Here is an 18,635-nt window from a genome sequence, read left to right on the forward strand (position 1 = left end):
GGCGATGCTCAGCTGAGAGGTTCAAGTCGCTCGCCAAAGCCCCGACGAATGTTCACGCAGTCATTGCAAAGCCGCAGCGAGGGAACGCCGGGCATAGCTTCTGCGGCGTTTGCAATTCGGTAGTCCGTCGTCGGTTCATCGCCGCAGGAAGAACAGACCATCTTGCTCTTTTCATTCGCGATCACGATACGCGCCAGTGCGCCAAGACGCGGTTCGACGCGATCCACGATTGCGAACCACATTTCGGAATGCGGCTCAATCCTCTCCATATGCAGTTTAAGGTCAGCGGGATAAGTCTTTGCCAGCCAGGACCGCGCGACCTCCCGCCGAGAATGATCATTACGGACCAAAGTCTCATAAAGCCCGATCAATAGCTGCCAAGATCGGCGAGGCGAGGCCAAATGCCGCTGGTTATAGTGCGCAAGATTTACCGCAAAGCGGATCCCGCCGCTATAGGCCTCCTTAACCGTATCGACACAATAAAGCCGGAGCTCTTGCTGGATTTCCAATCCTGTCATCGTCGCCATTGTTGCATGGTCGTAGCGCCACGGATGCGTCTCAAGCTCGTATCGCCAGAGATCTAAATATCCGGAGCGTTGCAGGACATCTGCTATGCGGCTGTCCCATTCAGGATGGTCGTTGATCACTTGGTCAAGGTCCTGAAAAGTTTCCACGCTGGCGTCAAGCGAACGGGCAAAGTCGAGGACTTGGTTCTGGACCGTGTGGGTCATCGCTATAGGATTGGGACGCCGAGCCATCGCCTCGATCTCGTCTTGCGCTATAGTCTCAATCTGCAACTCCAGTTCAACGAGAAGCGGGCTGATCCGCAAATCCTCTGGCGAGCAGTAGTCTTGATCCGGCACCAAATGAATACCGACGCTCTGATACGCCCTGGCAACCAACCTGGAGCAAAATAAACGTTTTGTTCGAAGCCTCGGACCCCCGGTTACCAAGACTACTGCTTCAGCGAGAGAGTAACGCGTTCCAATCTGGGATCTCGCATAATCGACGACCTGCGAAACGAGGTGGTCGGGCAGAGGGGTCTTCAACCGAAAGGCAAAGACATTCTCGTCGTTTTCGAAAAATTCGCGTTGGACGTTTCGCGCTTGGACGCCATCCATCGTAGAGTCAATAAAAGACCCCTGCTCGACGCAGATCATAGCGTGGGAAACGAGCCCCCCTGTCATCCCTCGAATAAACTTACTTCCCTTTCCAGGGCGTGCCGTCAGGATGATGTCGCCGGGGCGAAGGCTCTCAATTGTGATCCTTTTCATACAGGCTCCTGTTCCCGTCGAGACGAAGCCCTTGGAATTGTGGGTGCCATGCGCCGACCTGACAGAATAGCTTCAGGTGCTGTTTGCGGCTAGTCGTCATTCTTCGACGGGTTCAGCGAACAGCGCAAACTGTTCCGCGATACGGCTGACGGGCCCTTCTGCGAAACTCATGCCGGACAATATTCCGAGATCTTTCACGACTTGAGAAAGGTGATGGGCCATATTCCATTCGCGCCACATGGACGGTGTGCCAGCATTCGAAAGGCCCTTCGCCACCCGCCAAATCATGTCATCCGCATAGGAGTACCCTTGCCCTGCAAACTCGCCGCTGTTGAGAACGCGTTCACAAACCGCCTTCATGACGTCGCCTTGTTTGCCAGTCTCTTTCCCGCGGACGACGATCGTCGATTTCTTTCCAGTGTAGCGGAGGTGTCGGATAGGTGCCGCTCCTCCCCCTTTGCGCCTGAACCGGATTTCGCCGTGATCCGGGCCAAAATCTCCATAACCGATTAGGTTCGGCGCAACTGAGCATTCCTTCAATGCGGCAAGAAAAACCTCCCACTCGTGACGCGGTATTACGCACTGGCCATCGCTTTCGGCGGGATTCTTGGATGGAAAACTAGACGCTTGGAAGATAATTCGCGCCCATTGGGCGACGGAACCGAGGGTGTCGAAGACACCGGCAACCGATCCAGAGACACCCTCCATACTCAGAGGTGCTTTCGTAAAGTCCAAGAAGAGAGCGCACTCGCTCGTCTTACAGCCAACAGCCTCTACCCCGTTCAGCAACGCATCAATGTCGATATCTTCGTAAGGTAGATGAATTGCAATGCGAGGACCGGATGTTCTCAGGAACTCGCGGAATATCGGGTTGAAAAGATCCTGGACGGAGGCCACTGCCGCCAGTTGCTCATTCTTCCGCTGCGCGATCCGAAACAATGATCTGAGGCCTTCATCTCCCAAAAGAGGAGCGACATATCGAGCATCCAGATACGCAGGATACAACGGCCAGTGCTTCGCGATCCTTTCCCCGGTCACAACGGCTATCTCTTCCTCGGTCAACGGCTTTCCCTTTTCGGGGTCCCTCTCCTTCGGCGGAGCGAGGATGAATCGAGGCTGAATGTGTCGCTGCACATCGCGAGCAATTCGTGCTGTTGCGATGTATTCGCCTTGCTTGAAGCGGAGAGCCGGATGGTAGGGAAGCATCATGTTTCCTTATACAGGGCCGACCAACTGTTCACGGACAGTGTTGGCGCCAATCTTGTTCGAAAATAATGCGTAGTTGTTTCTTTCTTTGCGTATGCGACCGAATACTATGGCTGGATGAATTCCGATTTCTTTTGCAAATTTTTCTATCACATCGCCAGAATTCGCAATTCTAGCAGTCGATCTTCGCCATTTCTCTTCGGGTATCAGTATATTGGCAGCAAAAGAATCAGCCTCCGCTTCTTGTTCATCGGTAGATACTGACTCAAGCTGATCGAAGAAGCCAGTTGCCAGTCCTGTTCGATGGTGAAGGACCGCGTGCGCGATCTCATGAAGGAGAGTAAACCAGAAATTGTCGATCGTATCCTTTCGGATTGTCATCCCGATAACTGGTACGTTGCCTTCGAGGAATGCGGCTCCGTCAATCGCGAGGCCCGGTATTTGAGGCTCCGCGATAAGCAATATCCCATTTTCTCTGAGTGCCGCCCGCGCTCGGATTGGCCCATCGGAAAAGGCACTCAGCCGAACTAATTCGGACAACCAGTTGATCTCGAGGGGGTCGAAGGTCGTTGGCTGTAGAGATAGCTCTTCACGAGCGCGAGTTGCAACGCGCGCCCTCCACGCATGCAGAAGGACATCCTCACTATGATCTGTCACGTTTAGACCAGTCCGCAGCAATGATGGGCTTCCGAATTCGATCCGATTCTCCGCGATATATTGCCGAAGCTGTGCTTCGCTCATCTCAGCTGCAAACCAACCACGTGAACGACCATGTTTGAGGATCTTCCGAATATCCTCGCGGGTCACGTCAGCGATGACTGCGTCTAGGCCACGGAAGCTGGGGTTTTCCGTTATCGTAGCTGTCATCTGCACACCGAGTAGTGCAGCCACTCGCGCGTAGTTTTTCAGGCTGATCGAACTGTATCGATCCGCCTCGTACCGCTGTATTTGCTGCTCTTTCACCCCTAGTCGCCATGCAAGGTCCTTTTGAGAATAGCCCTTGGCGATCCGCGCGACGATGAGCGTAACGCCAGGATCCGTGCCAGACTGCTTCAGGAGAGAGGACGCATCGCCGCCGCCTTTCGCGTTCTCAAAAGCCTCAATCGCTGACAGCAGACGGACTCGCTCCGCCTTCATCATCTTCGTGACCTGCGTCACGACTTCGGGCGGTAGATTCGATACGAGCTGGGTTATGCCGCTCTCAGAGGAAAGCGCATCAGCTAATTTGGCAACGCGCGCCTTAGCATCTCGCAGCTCTTTTTCGTTTAGTACGATTCCATTCATAAGGCGTGATATAGACAACTTTTTTGTTGTGGTCAATGGCGCATCAAATTTGTTGTGTTGATTAACGGTAGTGATAGTCTTGCTGTGCGATCTCCAGGAGGAAAATGTGGAAGAAGACGGACAGGAAGACATTTCACAGACGAAAGAGCCGAACCTTCTCGAAATAGTTCCAGAGGTGCCCAAGCGCGCGCTCGAGATCTTCGCGCGGTTATGGCAGCTCGAGACATGGTTGCGGCGAATGGTATACGTCGAGCTGCGAGCACTAAAAGGTGATGACTGGGCTCAAAACCTACCTCCGCTGTCGAAGTCGTTCGATGCAGACAAAGCGCTAAGGCACATGCCGACGCCCGAGATGAACGTTCTAAGCTATTCCACGCTGACAAAACTTATGGAAGCGATTGGGAAGCACTGGACGTGCTTCGAGTGCTACTTTCCTCCTAAAGACATTCTTGATGCAAAATTAAAAGAGGTTTTTCAGATCAGGAACCGGGTTGCCCATTTTCGGCTAGGGCACGGCGACGACCTATCTCGCCTTCTCCAATTCATGAGAGACGTCGATCTCGGATTCTGGAATTTCTGTACGAGTTACAATGACGCTCGGCCGATCCTTCCTCAATCACGAGATAGGGTCACTGAGCATTTGCTTCCTATGGATCCTCTCCCTTGGGGTGAAATTCGCCCGCACGAATGGGCGCAAGTGGGCTTCGTTGATAAGTCACTCGTGATCGGCGTAACTGTCAATGTTCAGCGGCGGCCTTGGGCGGAATGGTCTAACATCGATGGCGAAGCGGGATTTCTTTACGACGTGAGACTGCACGCGCAGGACGGGCGACAGTTCAACTATAAAAGTCTTCTAGAAGATACAAAGGCTATTCATCACCATATCGTTCATATCCTGTTGGACACATTCGGAAACTCCGTACGTCTCACCATCCCCGCGAAAGTCGGATCACAGAAAGTCATCGAGCTGGTGGAGCGGTTTGTCGAGGTTGGCCGATACAATGTTTCCCGCCAGATTGCTCCCTCGGCGAGGTCAGCTGAAAAGATCGCAACTGAATGGCCCGAATATGTTGTGGGGCCGAAAAACCCACTCTCCTTTCTTGACCCGGACATGCCGTGTTCTTTTTTTAATGTGTAGCGACCTAGTTGAATCCTCGCCGGTTGATCCCTGCCTCCATTCGCAAAAGCGAGTTTGCTTCGAAGGGAAATGCGCCCTCTGGTAGCAGAATCGTGGTAGATTTCTCACGGTTAAAAGCTAAACAACAGCGCCATTTCGGCCAGAGCTGATTGACCGTGTCCCCAATATCAAAATCCATGGCAACCATTCACTCAGTCAGTCACCTGTTTTTTTGCAAACAGCTAGCGGAGGATCGCCAAATTCAATCCGGTCGACGCGCCGCAACATACGTGCCGCTGACATCTCGTCACGTAAGTCCGACGACCGAGTGGAGAATATATTTACCTTCAAGGGCGTCGATTTCGGCCGGGCTCAGCCTGACGGCAAACGCGACGACAGCGTCATCCAGATGCTGCAACCTGGCCGCGCCGATGATGGGCGCTGTTATTTCTGATTTCCCCAAAACCCAAGCGAGAGCAATCTGCGCTCTGGAAACTCCTCTCTCCTAGGCAAATGTCACAACTGCCTCCATGACCCGCCTTTACAACACTCGCCTTTAAGATGTCCTCTGCTTATACTTGTCGGCGTCTCAGATTCGTCGGGGTGACATGCACATTTCGCGCTTGCAATTAGTGAATTATCGCAACTTCGCCCAAGCGAACCTGAAGTTCCAAAAGGGCATTAACACGATCATCGGCGAAAACGGGGCGGGAAAAAGCAACGTGTTTCGGGCGATGCGTCTCCTTTTGGATGACGACATGATACGCATGGCGTATCGAATGCAGGATAGTGATTTCCATCGAGGGCTAGATGACTGGCGTGGTCACTGGATCATCATAAGCATCGAATTCGATCACGTATCTCAGGACGAAGCCTTTCAAGCTTTGTTTCTCCACGGCTCCGGAAACCTCGAAGACGAAAATGTAAACAAGGCGACCTACAATCTTATTTTTCGTCCAAATACGGCGACACGCCAGCGCTTCGCCCGCCTTGAAGAAAATAACACGGACGGGCTGAAATCAGTCCGGAAATCAATAACGACGCTTGACTACGAAGTTGTTTTCACCGGCCGCAGCACCGCCGACTTTGCCGATCCGCAGACATACCGCAAATTAGTCGGTGACTTTGACCAAGTAAGATTTCCTTCCGAGATGGAGCCCCCAGAGCTTGGGACGCGCATACCAAAAATATTATCCGTCGCTAAGGAGATTTCGTTCACATTCGTCCAAGCATTACGAGATGTGGTTGCAGACTTCCAAGATAACCGGACTAATCCGCTTCTCAGTCTTCTCAAAGATCGAACCGGAAGCCTCGACACCAATAAGCTTCAGCCAATCACTGATCTTGTCAATCGCTTAAACAGCGACATCGAAAGCCTTGAAGATGTCGAGAAAATTCGAGGCGATATTCGGCAAACAATCAAGGATGCCGCAGGCGAGACATATTCTCCTGCAGGCTTGTGGATAAGATCTGGGGTACCATCCGAGGCTGAAAAGCTCTTCCAGTCATTAAGGCTATTTATAGGAGAGACGGACGACGGATACGAAGGCGCGATCCACGAGTTAAGCCTTGGAGGCGCCAATCTGATCTACTTGACCTTGAAGCTGCTTCACTTCCGCTATCAAACGGCAAAACAGGCATGCGCTAATTTTTTAATTATCGAAGAGCCCGAAGCGCATATTCACACCCACATCCAGAAGACCTTGTTCGATCGCCTAAACTATCCAGACACTCAAGTAATATACTCGACCCATTCGGCACACATTTCAGAAGTCAGCAACATTGAGAACGTAAACGTCCTCGGCCGTATCGTCGGTAGGTGTGAGGCTTATCAGCCAGCCAATAAATTGCCGAAGGATCAAATCCGGGGCCTGCAACGGTACCTTGATGCAGTCCGCAGCAATCTCCTCTTTGCTAAAAGCGTCCTGATGGTCGAGGGGGACGCGGAGGAAATACTTATCCCAGCCCTAGTCAAAGAAGTCTTAGGGCTGAGTCTTGACGAGCTCGGTATCAGCCTTGTGAACATCGGAAGCACGGGCTTTGAGAATGTAGCGGTGATTTTCCATGAAGAAAGAATAAGAAAGCATTGCGCCATCATTACAGACCTTGATGCGATGTTCTTTGATACAGCCCCTGACCCATCAGACCCGGATAAGGTAAAGAACGCCAAAGCGAAGGCTCTTGGTTCGGCGAAGGCCGGCCTCGCACGTCAGCAGCGTCTGAACGAGTTCTCGCAAAACAACAGCTGGTTGAGTGTTCACTACGCTCCGCACACGTTCGAGGTCGACTTTGTCGACGGTGGCAACGTTCGAGAAATCGTCGATGCTCTCCCAGACTTCTATAAGGACGCATCGACAATTGCAGAAGCAACAGCAGACCTAGAGTCGAAAGACATTGCCCGATTTGGAAAGCGGGTTCTAACGGTGGCGAAAGGAGCCGGAAAAGGCTGGTTCGCTATTCAAGTTGCAAAAAAAATAAACGCGAACACACACCTGCCTGACTACGTCGCGGAGGCGCTATTTCAGTCACACCAACCTTCTCCTCCAGTCATAGCCGCTATCATGCGATACCGACTGCGCAAAGTCAGAGAGTCCGGCGTCGCAAATACAGATTCCATCAATCGAATGTTGGCGCAAACAAAACTGTATCTCGAGGGGAACATAACTCGCGCTGATTTGCTAATTGATATGACCAGCCTTTTCCCTGCCGATCAGATTGTGCGTTTGCTGAGTTTTTTGAAATGACATTTGTCTGGCAAACAGATGACTTAAATGCTGAACAGGTCGATGCTATTACGACCCAGGGCAGTGTATTTCTCTCAGCTTGTCCGGGCAGTGGTAAGACACGAGCGTTGACGTACAAAGCGGCACTCGAGCTGTCTCGTCTTTCAAATGAGAACCAGCGTGTAGTGGCCATTACATACACGCATCGCGCCGCCGATGAGATCCGCGAGCGTATTGAAACTCTTGGGGTGAGCACAGACCAACTATGGATAGGCACGATCCATAGTTTTTGCCTTGAGTGGATTTTGAGGCCTTACCAAATCTACCATCCGGCACTTCGTCACGGCTTCACTGTTGTTGATGCGAAAGAAAGTGAAGACCGGCTTGCGCTACACTGTAATGCTGCTCGCAATAACGTGAAGCCATTCCATTGCGCTTACAATTACACCACCGAAGGTTGCGAATTACGCGGCATCTCTACAAGCTTCAAACCGGCAGTCATGAAGGTTTTGGAAGCTTACTGGATGGATCTCGAGGAACATCGTCAGGTCGACTTCGAAATGATACTCAGATTTACGTATGAACTTATTTCCCGTGTCTCTACGATCACGACGCTGCTCAGCAAATTGTTCCGGTTCATACTTGTCGATGAGTACCAAGATACGAAAGAAATCCAATACGGTATTCTGGCGAAAATAATGCGAGCAAGCCGGGGCGGTACCCAAGCATTCGTTGTCGGTGACGCAAATCAAGCTATTTATGGGTCTCTAGGCGGCTATGCTATTTCACGAGAAGACTTTGAGAGAGCGTGTCAGGTGTCCTTCACACCCAAAAGTCTCGAGTTAAATTATCGTTCCTCCAGCCGTATCATCAGCTACTTCAGCAACTTCCAGGTCTCGCCGGCAACAATTCGTGCGGAGGGCGAGAACCGAAATTTTCCGAGCGTTGTATCCTTCAATGCGTCGTTAGACAGGAACGCTCTTGAAGATGAGCTGATACGCCTGGTGCGTCACAGCATCGAAAGTGCGGGCGTTCTGCCGAAGGACATTTGCATTGTGGCTCCCCAATGGATACCTTTGGCGGCGATGACGAGAAGGCTCGTGGCGGCGATGCCCCAATACGACTTCGACGGTCCGGGCATCGCTCCCTTTGCTCGTAACATCGACAACTTTTTCTATAAGCTTGCACGCCTGGCCTTAACGGAGCCTTCGCCTTTCCTGTACGTCAGACGATCGAGGTGGGCGGGAGAAATACTCGGTGAGCTAGACCATAGCGGCGCGCACGCCCAACAACAAACTCGCGCCAGCTTCCTGCGTCTTTGCAATAGCATACAAATCAAGGTTGATGATGGCCTAGAATACCTCAAGCTATTCTTTGACCAGCTCTTCTACGATCTGGGCCTCGAACTCGATCACTACCCGGGCCTCAAGGCTCACGCCGACACATTTTTTCGTGATTCAAAAGATCGCGTCGAAAAACTGGAAGCAGAAGGAATAAAGGGGATATCAAGTGTCACTCATTTCCGACGAGTCTTCGCCGGACGCGCCGGCATTACGGTCTCCACGATTCATAACGTCAAGGGCGCAGAGTTTGATGTGGTCATCGCCTTTGCACTTCTTCAGGGAATGGTGCCAAATTTCGCGGCCATCGATGATGAGAGCGCGAAGAAGCTTTTGTACGTTATCGGTTCCCGGGCCCGCAAACACCTTCACTTGATTTCCGAATGCGGGAGACAAACAAGACGTGGAGAGGCCTACGAGGCCACGAAAGTTCTAGCTGCTTGCACATTCGACTATGATCTTTTGTTCGCTCGAGATGCCGGAGATGGCGGAACCTTACAGAACACCACTTACGTCCCGGTCAAATCGTTCGAGGTGTGAAATGAGCATCGACCTTACCGCAGCCAACTCCCTTCCCCCATTGTCCTATAAGCTTTTCAAAATATTTGCTCGATTTGAATTCGCTTTGAAAATGGCTGGTTACGCGGTGATGAGCAAAGGCAAAGTCGAAGTTGCTTGGGACCGTTTCGCGAACAGCGCGCCACTTGGGCGATCTTTTTTTGACCACGTGCGACAGCTCAATATCTGCCCGACATTGTTAGACGCGCCGCCTAAGGCTGACTGCATAGACAATGGTCAATATGGCTTCCAACAGCATGCATCACCACCTGAGAGCGTTCAGGAGTTGTTCGGTGCGGTCCGCCGCGTGCGGAACAATCTGTTCCATGGCGGGAAATATTTTGACACTGATCAGCGACGCGATCGGCTTTTCGTCCGAGAAGCGATCGCTATCCTGTTACTGGCCGCCGAACAGCATCCCGAAGTGAACTTCTTTTTTGAGGGCCGTGCTTAATTGCTGTCATAAAGCTGTGCGTGGGGTCTCCGTTGGAGCCTTTCTGACAATACCCATGCCGACGCCTCGGATCATTGCCGCGCGGACTTCGCCCATTTACTTAGAACAAGTTCGAATGGACGCGGCGGAGTCACCCTATTCAAAAAATACTTTTTCTCATCCTCAGGCAAAAGCGCACAACAGTAGATGAATGCTCGTTGCTGCCAGGGATCCATGCCGTCAAAGCCTTCCTTTAACTCACGGAGCCAATCAGTAGCACTTCCTATCGCGCCGGCAAGCAGGATCTCTCGCTTTGCGGACGCGTCAGAGCCTCCGTATCGGGAAGCCAAGGAGCTGAAATGATTGATGTGGGGATTGCGAGTGAAGATGCTCAAGATTGATAGACGAAAGTATTCACTCTCTTTTATTTCGGGCTCATCTAATAATTTGAGGAGCCTTGAACCAATATCTCGCCACTGATTTGGAGGTATTGTTTGCACAGAAACGAGATATGCGCAGATACTGGCAAAACAAGGAACTAGTGCCTCAATATTTTCAAGTGTTACGTCGATTGCATCCGGGTGACCGATCTGTGCTAACCGCCTGTAGAACCACCTCAGCCTGATAAAGTCGATGTCATCAGATTGAATATACTCCTCAATGACCGCCCGTAGCACTTCTTCCGAAAATAGCGCCCAGTCCTGCGGGAGGATTTCTTCATATGAAATAGTTTGATAGGGGTTACCGCGAGAATAACGGCTCACAACCCTGAGCAGCATATCCTCCTCATCATTTATTGGACGGTCTTCGATCATCTCGGCACAATAGCGTATGAAATCGCTTCGATCGAAAAAACGCGTTTTATGTCTTTGAAGCGTAAGCCGTTGTTGCTTGTCCAGAATTGCAGCTACCCGGCCTAAATCACGCCGCGCAGCAAACTCTGAGTCTGCAAAAATGATAATGTCGTCAGCATACCGAACGAAATCTATTCCCAATGTGTGCATGCTATTATCGATGGGAATAAGTGAAGCTTCTGCCAGCAAATGAACCGCGTGCGGACCAATCGGGACACCGCGAGATACGCCAGCGGTGGTGGACTCCATGAGAGAAACTATCCACTTGATCGCTTGATTCGGTAATCCCGATGCGAGCAACTGGTTTTCAAGAACGTGATGATAAATCTGATTATAGAAGTCAGAGATATCGCAGTACAGCACCTTCTCGGCAGTTCGCGCACGCGAAGATGCAGTGGTCCAGAAGTCGTTCCACGATGTTTCACGATCATAGAGGCCATTGTGCATCGACGGAGCGAATCTGTAGCTAAAAACTTGATTGGCTGGCCTTCTGCGGTTTTCCAGATGGGACCCGTACTGATAGATCAAGGCGGAAAGTATGACACTGTCTTGCGGATCGAGTTGCGTCGCCTGACGGTACGAGATTTCATCTTTAGGCACAATAAAACGTCGGTGCGACCCATGCGGCAGGTCCTTGAGCTGTTTGCTAAGCACTAAATCTGCGAATTCACTCGCTCGCTCGCGTATTGCTTCAATCTCAAGGAGCCGAGGGAATAAATCACCATCTGCATGTTCTGTGATGAACTTTATTGCCCACTCTATCGACGACTTAGAAAGCGACATATTCCGTCCCATGCGACATAAAAATTTAGTCTAAAAGAAAACGGATGTCCGTCAAAGTACTCCCCACGCCCGAAACCTCCCCCTCCCCGTCATCTCCCTCAAGCCGAGTTCCAAAACGATCCGCCGCGCCGCCTGCGGCGTGACGTTAAGCGTCTTGGCCACCATCCCGGCCGATACCAATGGCTTCGCCATGACGAGCTCGACCAGCTCCGGCAGTTTTGAAGATGTCCGCCGCCCCTCCAGCTTCCGCTCAAACAGCGTGCGCGCCAAAACCAGCCGGTCATGCTCTTTCATGCCGATCTCGGCGGCCGCCAAAAATCCGTGGGCGATGGCCAGCAGCCGGGTTTCCCGATCGCGATGCCGGCGGCGATCAACGGGAATGATTTTAAGACCAAGATTGATGGCGGCGAGGTGAGCGCCGGAGGTGATGCCGGTTTCCCGCAGGATTGAGGCGCAAAACAATCGGCCGAGCCAGGGGGCGTGCTGAAGCACGGACAGCTCGTTCCACGCGTCGAGGGCGACGATGGCCTGCAGTACCGCTGGCAGTTCTTGTGATTTTCGCAGCACGGCGCGCCATTCATCGAGTCGGGCATCCTCATCCCAGTCCAGATCATAGACCAGCGGATCGGCCGGAGCCGGGCCGGGCTTTTTTGCTCGTTCGATCGCGGCGTCAGAGCGCGCGAGGATCGCATCGATCGCGGCATAGTCGACGCCGGGCAGATTTTTAACGACGTCAACATCATACCCCTCCTCCTCCGCTTCGATCGCGACCGCCGCCCGAATATCTCCGGCGGCCGTCGCTTCTTCCCCGCCCCCCGACCCGATCTCCGAGGTTTTCCGTAGCGAGCGGATGCCGCCGGCAGAGAGCGCCCAATCCGGTGACTGGGCCGCAACCCGTCGACGGGTGCGCAGCACATCGCGCGCGATGGTGAGTTCGTGCGTCGGGGTGCGGATGTCGCGGGTGGCATCGTGGAGGACGAGGTCCTCGAGATGGACCAGTTCGCCATCGATCCACAGCGAGGCGCAGGCGTCGGCGAAGTTTTGGCGTTCGAAGAAGCCCGCGCCGACCGGCGAGCGGGCGATGCGTTCGTCGAGACGGGCGAGAGCGACCCCGGCGTCAAAAGCCGGTCGCATCAGGGCTGTGATGCTGATTTTCGCGAGATCGTAAGCCATTGAAATCACGGTAAATGATTCCTTACAGGAACTCTATCTGAATATTACGGTTCCTCACATGGTATAATTGAAGGTCGGGTTCCTAACCATCGATAGTGTTCAAGTATCGATAGTAAGCCATCTGACGGCCCTTCCTTGCTATCTTCGGCCCAAAGCACTATCTTTGCGGCATAATATCCGCGTCAGGAGTGCCCAAATGTCCGAACCGCAGCTTTCCATCCGCAGCAGCAAGGCACGCGATCTGGCACATGCGCTGGCCAGACGCACCGGCCAACCAATCAACAAGCTCGTCGAAATTGCGCTCGAGCACTACGACCAAGAACTGCGGCAAAAGTCGGCACAGACGCCAGCCGACACGCTTTGGGAGCTGATGGCCGAGGGCCGCCGGTCCGTGCCACCCGGCACCACCTCCGCCCATGACGATCTTTACGACGAAAACGGTTTGCCGAAATGATTGCCGTCGATACGTCGGTGATTGTGGCCACGTCGCTGGGAGAGCCCGAAGCTGAACGGTTTCATGCGCTCGTCACCCGTGAGGAGGTCGTCATTGGCTGGCCGACCTTGCTTGAGGCACGAATGGTGCTCACCGGCAAGAGCTTTCCTAACGCCGCAGCCATCATTTCTCAGCTCGTCGCTTTGCCAAATGTGACCGCTGTGGCCTTCGGCGAGCGGCATTACTATGCTGCCGAGAAGGCCTTCGACCTGTTTGGCAAAGGTCGCCATCCAGCTAGTCTCAATATGGGCGACTGCTATTCGTACGCCGTTGCCGCGATCGCCAAGGCGCCTTTGCTGTTCAAGGGGCAAGATTTTGGGCGGACGGACGTGAGATGTCATCCCGCATCGGCTACCCAATGACAAGGAAAACGATCGTCCGCATCTCCCCCGCCGATCCGGTGCTGGCGCGCGCCGAGGAGCTCGATGCGCTCGACGCCATCCTGCCTTTCGATCGCCGCGATCAGCTGGCAACGCTGCTGACCGACGAGGATGTCGCCACCCTCAAGCATCTGGCCAAGGAGGGCATGGGCGCGAATACACTGAGAGCGCTCGCCTCCGATCTCGGCTATCTCGAAGCCTGGTGCGAGTTGTCGACAGGCAGCCCCCTCCCCTGGCCGGCGCCGGAGAGCCTGCTCCTGAAATTCGTCGCTCATCATCTCTGGGACCCGGTCGAACGGGCCGAGGATTCTTCCCACGGCATGCCTGATGACGTCGAGATCGGGTTACGCGCCAAAGGCCTGCTGCGCGCCGAAGGCCCACACGCGCCCGATACCGTGAGGCGTCGCCTCACCTCATGGTCGATCCTCTCCCGCTGGCGTGGCCTAGCGGGATCCTTTACCGCTCCCTCGTTGAAGGCCGCATTGCGACTGGCAGTCCGCGCCGCACCCCGGCAACGCCGCAGCAAGAGCAGACGAGCGGTCACCGCCGACGTTCTGACAAAGCTGCTGGCCACCTGTAACGGCGAGCGCCTGGTCGATCTTCGCGATCGCGCCTTGCTGCTGACCGCCTTTGCCTCCGGCGGCCGCCGGCGCTCCGAAGTTGCCGGTCTGCGGGTCGAGGATCTGGTCGATGAAGACCAGGTCCATGCCGATCCACGAAACCCCGCCTCCCCCCTCCTGCCGTGTCTCACCGTTCATCTCGGCCGCACGAAGACGACGACGACTGAAGACCAGGCGCATGCCGTTCTGATCGGCCGGCCGGTTGTCGCGTTGAAGCGCTGGATTGAAGAATCAAGGATCGAGAGCGGACCGCTCTTCCGGCGGATCGACCAGTGGGGGAACATCGACCGGCGCGCGCTGACGCCGCAATCGGTCAATCTGATCCTGAAAAGCCGGTGCAAGCTGGCGGGGTTGGACGTAGAGATGTTTTCGGCGCATGGGCTGCGATCGGGCTATCTGACCGAGGCGGCCAACCGCGGCGTGCCGCTGCAGGAGGCGATGCAGCAGTCTTTGCATAAGTCGGTGGCCCAGGCCGCGAGCTACTATAACAATGCCGAGAGGAAAAACGGGCGCGCAGCGCGTTTGCTTGTGTAGCGGCACGGCTGGCTATCTGAGGCGAGAGTAGAGCATTTTTCTAAGTGTTCAATTTCCACTCGGATCAACGGCCGAACATCAAGAATGGCGAGAGCACCATACGCCTAGCTCGCCTTGATGCAAAATGGCTCAAGATCGACATATAGGCCCGGAGTCATACTGAAGCCGTCTCCGATTGTCTGGTCACCTGTTCTAGGCGGCAATGCCACGCCTTCCAAAGATGGTTTCAGTAGTTACCGGAGCAAAGAATCCTAATCCTTGGGTTTGCAGATGTGCTCGCGAAAATAAACAAGCGCCTCTTGGGCATTCTTCTGTCGAGATATTTTCGCTTCATCAGTGTATGGATACGGCAACAGAAAATCGCGTGAACGGGTCCACATACCTTGTTCCTCGAACACAGTCTTACCGGATCCATGATCACAGAACGAAAGCGGCACCGACTGGACACATTGTAATTTCGCTCCTTCGAAACGCACCTCTTCCGCCACGCCATCGAATATCGGCCTAATTGTTACCGCAGTCAGGCCGCTGAAATCGAATTGGTAAACACTGTCGTTCGAGCTTTGCCCCGTTTTCTCATTTATAGTTGCAGTTTCGGCCCCCAAATTCGGGTTATCGAATATTTGGACGCGCACTCTGAAGGTGCAATTGTCCAGCTTGGTCACGGACAGCGAGGAAATTTGTCTTGAGCGATGTGAGCCGTCTTTTGCGATGCCGTTTTCATCTACAGCTAAAGCTAACGGCTTTTCAGAGACCTTTCTGGCAATACGAACACCTGTAAACTGTGGGCTTCTGATATCGACCTTGTCGCCTTCTTCGAAGCCTAAAATCAAATGGGTGACTGCTTCGTCAGCATCCCTATTTTGAAATGAAGCTGCAGATAATGGAGATGGCAGAAGAGCTAACGCAACGACCGTCGCGACAATGGCGATATTCATTATATTTTCCCCATTCGCATCAAGTAAGGTTATGCAAAAGCGCTCTTATGCTGTTTACGTTACCAAAGGTCTATGCATTTTCGATCACGTTCCCGGCAATCCTGCCGATATCCTCGAATGGTACCTTGTGCGCGATCAGCATGAGCTTGTCGAATTGCTGGCCTTTGCTGCAGCACATGCCATCGACGCAGTGAAGGAAAAGTATGATTTTCGCAAGACGCAGCGCCCGCGCCGAGGTGCTGGTAAGGCTCTCGACCTCGACATGAGCAATCACTTCGAGGCGACGGTGGGAAGGTATTTAATCACCTCACCCGCGATCGTATCGAAGCCGCATTGACAGAAATCAAAGGACCGCGGGATCAATCGTATGAAGAAGGCCGAAGCCGCATCTATGCCGAGGCTCAAGCCCAGGGCACGGCATGGCTCCCCTCGCCGCTGCGTGTCGCCATGTTCAAGGTACAGGGCGGCAATGGCCTCTTGTCAGAGGCCTATGCGGGGGAGACGGCAACGACAATACTGCAGGCGTGATTAATGACGCCGACGATGGTGGCATAGTCGACTTCCCCGAGGCGGCTGAGTAACACCAGCGGTCGCCGGTCGCAGCCTCTCCTCGCTGCCACCGGGTTTTTCAATGGAGGGCATGTTGGCGGATTTGACAACGCCGTAGGATGTTGGCATTATGGACAACATGAAGGCACAGAAGATCACCGAACATAAGAGTGTCGAGGCAGACGGAAGCATTATTCAATTCGTCGTCTGGAAAGTGCCAACGCCTGTTCCCCCAACCGACCACGGATTTAAGTACCGTATGGTCTACATTCGGAACGGTGCGCGTGTTGTTGGCTTCGACAATGAGCGTGGAAAAGGCGATCACATGCATTTGGATGGCAAGGAGTTTCCCTACCAGTTCACAACACTCGACCAACTCATCGAGGACTTTCTGTCCGAAATCGAAAAGCGGAGGCAGTCATGAGAACACTGACGATCACGACAAACGCCGACTGGAAATCGGCACTGCGCGCAGCCGGAAAACGCGCCGCGAGCGGTCTTTCGACGGGTGAATATCAGGGTGAAACGCTCAACTTCGAGACGCCGGGCGCTTTCTTTTCCCGCTTGACCGAGCGCCGCTGGCAATTGCTGGACGTGCTTTTGGGAAGCGGTACGGTAGGGGTGCGGGAACTGGCGCGGAGATTGGACCGGGACGTTAAGCGTGTCCATGAAGACGCGGCGGTATTGGTAGATCTGGGGTTGATCGAGAAGGACGAGCGCGGCGCATTAAATTGCCCGTTTGAGAATATCCATGTGGATATGGTAATGACGCCGGCTAAAAGGGTAGCATGATTAAGAAGCGGAATGTGACCGCTTCCATTCAACATGCGGCTCCTCTGTGAAGACAGTGGCACGGCGGATGGCGAGGAGAATCCTCGCGCACCCCTGCCCGCCCGGACCGAAGGCCGTCTAATCATGCGCGTTCAGTCCCCTCGCTGTGTTGCCATATACCGGGTCGTGGCGGCAAGCTGGAGCGATACTTGTGTGTAAAACTGTGCCCTTCCGCCTCCGCCTCTTTCTCTATTCCCATCGAACGACGACTCGGCTCCTGTAAGCGAATGACCGCGTTAACCTTTCGTTTACCCTCTTTTTCTTGCCATGAAGACGGAATCGGAGCATTGTCCCGATAATTGGTGCGGAAGTGCCAAAATATCGTGACTGAGTGGATTTCGAAAGATGAGCGTGAAAATGGCCACTTCTGAGAAAGTGCCGGGTTTTGCAGATACGATCCTTGAACAAGGGGGCGATATCTCGTCAAAGCTCGACATGCTGCGGCAGGAAAAATTTCCGCCGAACGCGCAGAAGTCTTTGCGCCAATTTTCGTTGGCCGAGGTTGCCGATTTCGTCGGTGTCTCGCAAAGCTATCTCAAGAAGCTACATCTTCAAGGCAAGGGCGTCGAGCCTGCTACGACGACGTCCACAGGGCGGCGATACTATTCGGCCGACCAGATGAATGATTTGCGCGCCCTCCTTGATCGCGTTCCGCACCGTAAGGAAGGCGAGCGACTCCAGGTAATCGCCGTCGTAAACTTCAAGGGAGGCTCCGGTAAAACAACGACCTCTGCACACTTGGCGCAGTTCCTGGCATTGCGTGGCTATCGTGTCCTTGCGGTCGATCTCGACCCGCAGGCATCGCTGACCGCACTCTACGGCATTCAGCCCGAGCTTGACGACAAGGCTTCATTCTACGAGTCGCTGCGCTACGATGAAGAGCGGAAGTCCATCACCGAAATCATCCAGTCGACTAACTTCCCTAATCTGGATATCGTCCCTGCAAATCTGGAACTTCAAGAATACGAGTACGAGACGCCCATCGCCATGCAGCGGAAAGATTCCAATGCGGGAAAGCTATTCTATACCCGGATTGGAGACGCTCTCGCGGAGGTCGACGATCGGTATGATATCGTCGTGGTCGATTGCCCTCCGCAGCTCGGCTACCTCACGCTCACAGCGTTGACGGCAGCTACGTCCGTCCTGATCACCGTTCATCCTCAGATGCTTGACATTATGTCGATGAGCCAGTTCCTCTTGATGCTCGGCAACATCTTGAAGTCGGTTGAAGCCGTCGGCGTGAATGTCTCGCTCGACTGGTTCCGGTATCTCGTGACGAGATATGAGCCGACCGACATTCCACAGCAGCAAATGGTCGGTTTCATGCAGTCGATGTTTGCCGCCCAGATGATGCGAAATCAAATGGTGAAATCAACGGCAATTTCTGACGCCGGTTTGACCAAACAAACGCTCTATGAAGTCGAGCGCTCGCAGTTCACGCCTTCGACCTATGACCGTGCCCGTGAATCAATGGACGCGGTGAATGCGGAGGTGATCGATCTGCTGCATAAGGCATGGGGGCGTCGGAATGCATAAGCAGAATTG

Annotated in this window: 19 protein-coding genes; 12 read left to right on the forward strand and 7 right to left on the reverse strand. The window is 53.6% G+C overall.

Going from position 1 to position 18,635, the window contains the following annotated elements; genetic code table 11:
- Positions 1 to 8: 8 nt before the first annotated feature.
- The 3 genes from FHT73_RS26275 to FHT73_RS26285 form a co-directional block, all read right to left on the reverse strand.
- A complete protein-coding gene (locus FHT73_RS26275; RefSeq protein ID WP_183715915.1) occupies positions 9 to 1,274 on the reverse strand; it encodes a YiiX/YebB-like N1pC/P60 family cysteine hydrolase in 1,266 nt (421 codons plus the stop codon).
- 96 nt (positions 1,275 to 1,370) lie between these two features.
- Positions 1,371 to 2,480 (reverse strand): beta family protein, encoded by a 1,110-nt coding sequence (locus FHT73_RS26280; RefSeq protein WP_183715917.1) that lies wholly within the window; start codon positions 2,478 to 2,480, stop codon positions 1,371 to 1,373.
- Positions 2,481 to 2,489: 9 nt separating this feature from the next.
- The gene (locus tag FHT73_RS26285) at positions 2,490 to 3,800 is read right to left on the reverse strand and encodes an XRE family transcriptional regulator (protein WP_246712234.1); all 1,311 of its coding nucleotides are present in this window, start codon (positions 3,798 to 3,800) and stop codon (positions 2,490 to 2,492) included.
- A 70-nt stretch (positions 3,801 to 3,870) separates the two neighbouring features.
- On the opposite strand from FHT73_RS26285, the gene FHT73_RS26290 reads away from it, so the two are divergent.
- Entirely contained in the window at positions 3,871 to 4,902 is a 1,032-nt protein-coding gene (locus FHT73_RS26290) for a hypothetical protein (protein WP_183715921.1), read from the forward strand.
- A gap of 286 nt (positions 4,903 to 5,188) precedes the next feature.
- Here the strand turns inward: FHT73_RS26290 and FHT73_RS26295 are convergent, their stop codons facing one another.
- A complete protein-coding gene (locus FHT73_RS26295; protein ID WP_246712235.1) occupies positions 5,189 to 5,344 on the reverse strand; it encodes a hypothetical protein in 156 nt (51 codons plus the stop codon).
- Positions 5,345 to 5,489: 145 nt separating this feature from the next.
- Here FHT73_RS26295 and FHT73_RS26300 point away from each other — a divergent pair, with 145 nt between their 5' ends.
- Genes FHT73_RS26300 through FHT73_RS26310 form a run of 3 tightly spaced genes read left to right on the forward strand, consistent with a single transcriptional unit; the run spans position 5,490 to position 9,956 of the window.
- Complete coding sequence (locus FHT73_RS26300; RefSeq protein WP_183715923.1) at positions 5,490 to 7,625, forward strand: AAA family ATPase; 2,136 nt, start codon at positions 5,490 to 5,492, stop codon at positions 7,623 to 7,625.
- Positions 7,622 to 9,484 carry an ATP-dependent helicase gene (locus FHT73_RS26305; protein WP_183715925.1) on the forward strand — a complete coding sequence of 621 codons (1,863 nt, stop codon included), beginning with the start codon at positions 7,622 to 7,624 and terminating at the stop codon, positions 9,482 to 9,484. The genes FHT73_RS26300 and FHT73_RS26305 overlap by 4 nt, the downstream gene beginning before the upstream one ends.
- Before the next feature lies 1 nt (position 9,485).
- Entirely contained in the window at positions 9,486 to 9,956 is a 471-nt protein-coding gene (locus FHT73_RS26310) for a hypothetical protein (RefSeq protein WP_183715927.1), read from the forward strand.
- A 71-nt stretch (positions 9,957 to 10,027) separates the two neighbouring features.
- On the opposite strand, the gene FHT73_RS26315 is transcribed toward FHT73_RS26310, so the two are convergent.
- Positions 10,028 to 11,572 carry an RNA-directed DNA polymerase gene (locus tag FHT73_RS26315; RefSeq protein ID WP_183715929.1) on the reverse strand — a complete coding sequence of 515 codons (1,545 nt, stop codon included), beginning with the start codon at positions 11,570 to 11,572 and terminating at the stop codon, positions 10,028 to 10,030.
- A gap of 51 nt (positions 11,573 to 11,623) precedes the next feature.
- Complete coding sequence (locus FHT73_RS26320) at positions 11,624 to 12,754, reverse strand: RHE_PE00001 family protein (RefSeq protein WP_183715931.1); 1,131 nt, start codon at positions 12,752 to 12,754, stop codon at positions 11,624 to 11,626.
- 187 nt (positions 12,755 to 12,941) lie between these two features.
- Here FHT73_RS26320 and FHT73_RS26325 point away from each other — a divergent pair, with 187 nt between their 5' ends.
- Genes FHT73_RS26325 through FHT73_RS26335 form a run of 3 tightly spaced genes read left to right on the forward strand, consistent with a single transcriptional unit; the run spans position 12,942 to position 14,772 of the window.
- A complete protein-coding gene (locus FHT73_RS26325; protein ID WP_112611358.1) occupies positions 12,942 to 13,199 on the forward strand; it encodes a type II toxin-antitoxin system VapB family antitoxin in 258 nt (85 codons plus the stop codon).
- Positions 13,196 to 13,600, forward strand: a complete 405-nt coding sequence (locus tag FHT73_RS26330) for a type II toxin-antitoxin system VapC family toxin (RefSeq protein WP_112611356.1) — start codon at positions 13,196 to 13,198, stop codon at positions 13,598 to 13,600. The genes FHT73_RS26325 and FHT73_RS26330 overlap by 4 nt, the downstream gene beginning before the upstream one ends.
- Positions 13,597 to 14,772: a site-specific integrase gene (locus FHT73_RS26335; RefSeq protein ID WP_112611354.1), complete on the forward strand. Its 1,176-nt coding sequence runs from the start codon at positions 13,597 to 13,599 to the stop codon at positions 14,770 to 14,772. Before FHT73_RS26330 ends, FHT73_RS26335 begins: the two co-directional genes overlap by 4 nt.
- 251 nt (positions 14,773 to 15,023) lie before the next feature.
- Here FHT73_RS26335 and FHT73_RS26340 read toward each other — a convergent pair whose 3' ends face one another.
- Positions 15,024 to 15,710: a hypothetical protein gene (locus FHT73_RS26340; RefSeq protein WP_112611352.1), complete on the reverse strand. Its 687-nt coding sequence runs from the start codon at positions 15,708 to 15,710 to the stop codon at positions 15,024 to 15,026.
- Here FHT73_RS26340 and FHT73_RS26345 point away from each other — a divergent pair.
- The 5 genes from FHT73_RS26345 to repA all read left to right on the forward strand — a co-directional run bounded on the left by FHT73_RS26345 (position 15,697) and on the right by repA (position 18,626).
- Positions 15,697 to 16,047: a hypothetical protein gene (locus FHT73_RS26345; RefSeq protein WP_162708120.1), complete on the forward strand. Its 351-nt coding sequence runs from the start codon at positions 15,697 to 15,699 to the stop codon at positions 16,045 to 16,047. The genes FHT73_RS26340 and FHT73_RS26345 overlap by 14 nt on opposite strands.
- Positions 16,044 to 16,238: a hypothetical protein gene (locus FHT73_RS26350; protein ID WP_112611348.1), complete on the forward strand. Its 195-nt coding sequence runs from the start codon at positions 16,044 to 16,046 to the stop codon at positions 16,236 to 16,238. Before FHT73_RS26345 ends, FHT73_RS26350 begins: the two co-directional genes overlap by 4 nt.
- 151 nt (positions 16,239 to 16,389) lie before the next feature.
- On the forward strand, positions 16,390 to 16,683 hold the full coding sequence (locus FHT73_RS29610) for a DUF6516 family protein (protein WP_348648165.1): 294 nt from the start codon (positions 16,390 to 16,392) through the stop codon (positions 16,681 to 16,683).
- Positions 16,680 to 17,051 carry a hypothetical protein gene (locus FHT73_RS26360; RefSeq protein WP_112611346.1) on the forward strand — a complete coding sequence of 124 codons (372 nt, stop codon included), beginning with the start codon at positions 16,680 to 16,682 and terminating at the stop codon, positions 17,049 to 17,051. Before FHT73_RS29610 ends, FHT73_RS26360 begins: the two co-directional genes overlap by 4 nt.
- Before the next feature lie 396 nt (positions 17,052 to 17,447).
- Positions 17,448 to 18,626 carry a plasmid partitioning protein RepA gene (gene repA, locus FHT73_RS26365; protein ID WP_162708124.1) on the forward strand — a complete coding sequence of 393 codons (1,179 nt, stop codon included), beginning with the start codon at positions 17,448 to 17,450 and terminating at the stop codon, positions 18,624 to 18,626.
- Positions 18,627 to 18,635: the final 9 nt, after the last annotated feature.

Source organism: Rhizobium sp. BK098, from assembly GCF_014193155.1.
Lineage (GTDB): Bacteria > Pseudomonadota > Alphaproteobacteria > Rhizobiales > Rhizobiaceae > Rhizobium.

What these genes read in the sequence shown, in the direction of transcription:
- FHT73_RS26335 (WP_112611354.1), top strand. Translation starts at nt 13,597, where the DNA reads ATGACAAGGAAAACGATCGTCCGCATCTCCCCCGCCGATCCGGTGCTG.
- FHT73_RS26360 (WP_112611346.1), top strand. Translation starts at nt 16,680, where the DNA reads ATGAGAACACTGACGATCACGACAAACGCCGACTGGAAATCGGCACTG.
- FHT73_RS29610 (WP_348648165.1), top strand. Translation starts at nt 16,390, where the DNA reads ATGGACAACATGAAGGCACAGAAGATCACCGAACATAAGAGTGTCGAG.
- FHT73_RS26340 (WP_112611352.1), bottom strand. Translation starts at nt 15,710, where the DNA reads ATGAATATCGCCATTGTCGCGACGGTCGTTGCGTTAGCTCTTCTGCCA.
- repA (WP_162708124.1), top strand. Translation starts at nt 17,448, where the DNA reads ATGGCCACTTCTGAGAAAGTGCCGGGTTTTGCAGATACGATCCTTGAA.
- FHT73_RS26275 (WP_183715915.1), bottom strand. Translation starts at nt 1,274, where the DNA reads ATGAAAAGGATCACAATTGAGAGCCTTCGCCCCGGCGACATCATCCTG.
- FHT73_RS26310 (WP_183715927.1), top strand. Translation starts at nt 9,486, where the DNA reads ATGAGCATCGACCTTACCGCAGCCAACTCCCTTCCCCCATTGTCCTAT.
- FHT73_RS26345 (WP_162708120.1), top strand. Translation starts at nt 15,697, where the DNA reads ATGGCGATATTCATTATATTTTCCCCATTCGCATCAAGTAAGGTTATG.
- FHT73_RS26305 (WP_183715925.1), top strand. Translation starts at nt 7,622, where the DNA reads ATGACATTTGTCTGGCAAACAGATGACTTAAATGCTGAACAGGTCGAT.
- FHT73_RS26325 (WP_112611358.1), top strand. Translation starts at nt 12,942, where the DNA reads ATGTCCGAACCGCAGCTTTCCATCCGCAGCAGCAAGGCACGCGATCTG.
- FHT73_RS26330 (WP_112611356.1), top strand. Translation starts at nt 13,196, where the DNA reads ATGATTGCCGTCGATACGTCGGTGATTGTGGCCACGTCGCTGGGAGAG.
- FHT73_RS26315 (WP_183715929.1), bottom strand. Translation starts at nt 11,572, where the DNA reads ATGTCGCTTTCTAAGTCGTCGATAGAGTGGGCAATAAAGTTCATCACA.
- FHT73_RS26300 (WP_183715923.1), top strand. Translation starts at nt 5,490, where the DNA reads ATGCACATTTCGCGCTTGCAATTAGTGAATTATCGCAACTTCGCCCAA.
- FHT73_RS26280 (WP_183715917.1), bottom strand. Translation starts at nt 2,480, where the DNA reads ATGCTTCCCTACCATCCGGCTCTCCGCTTCAAGCAAGGCGAATACATC.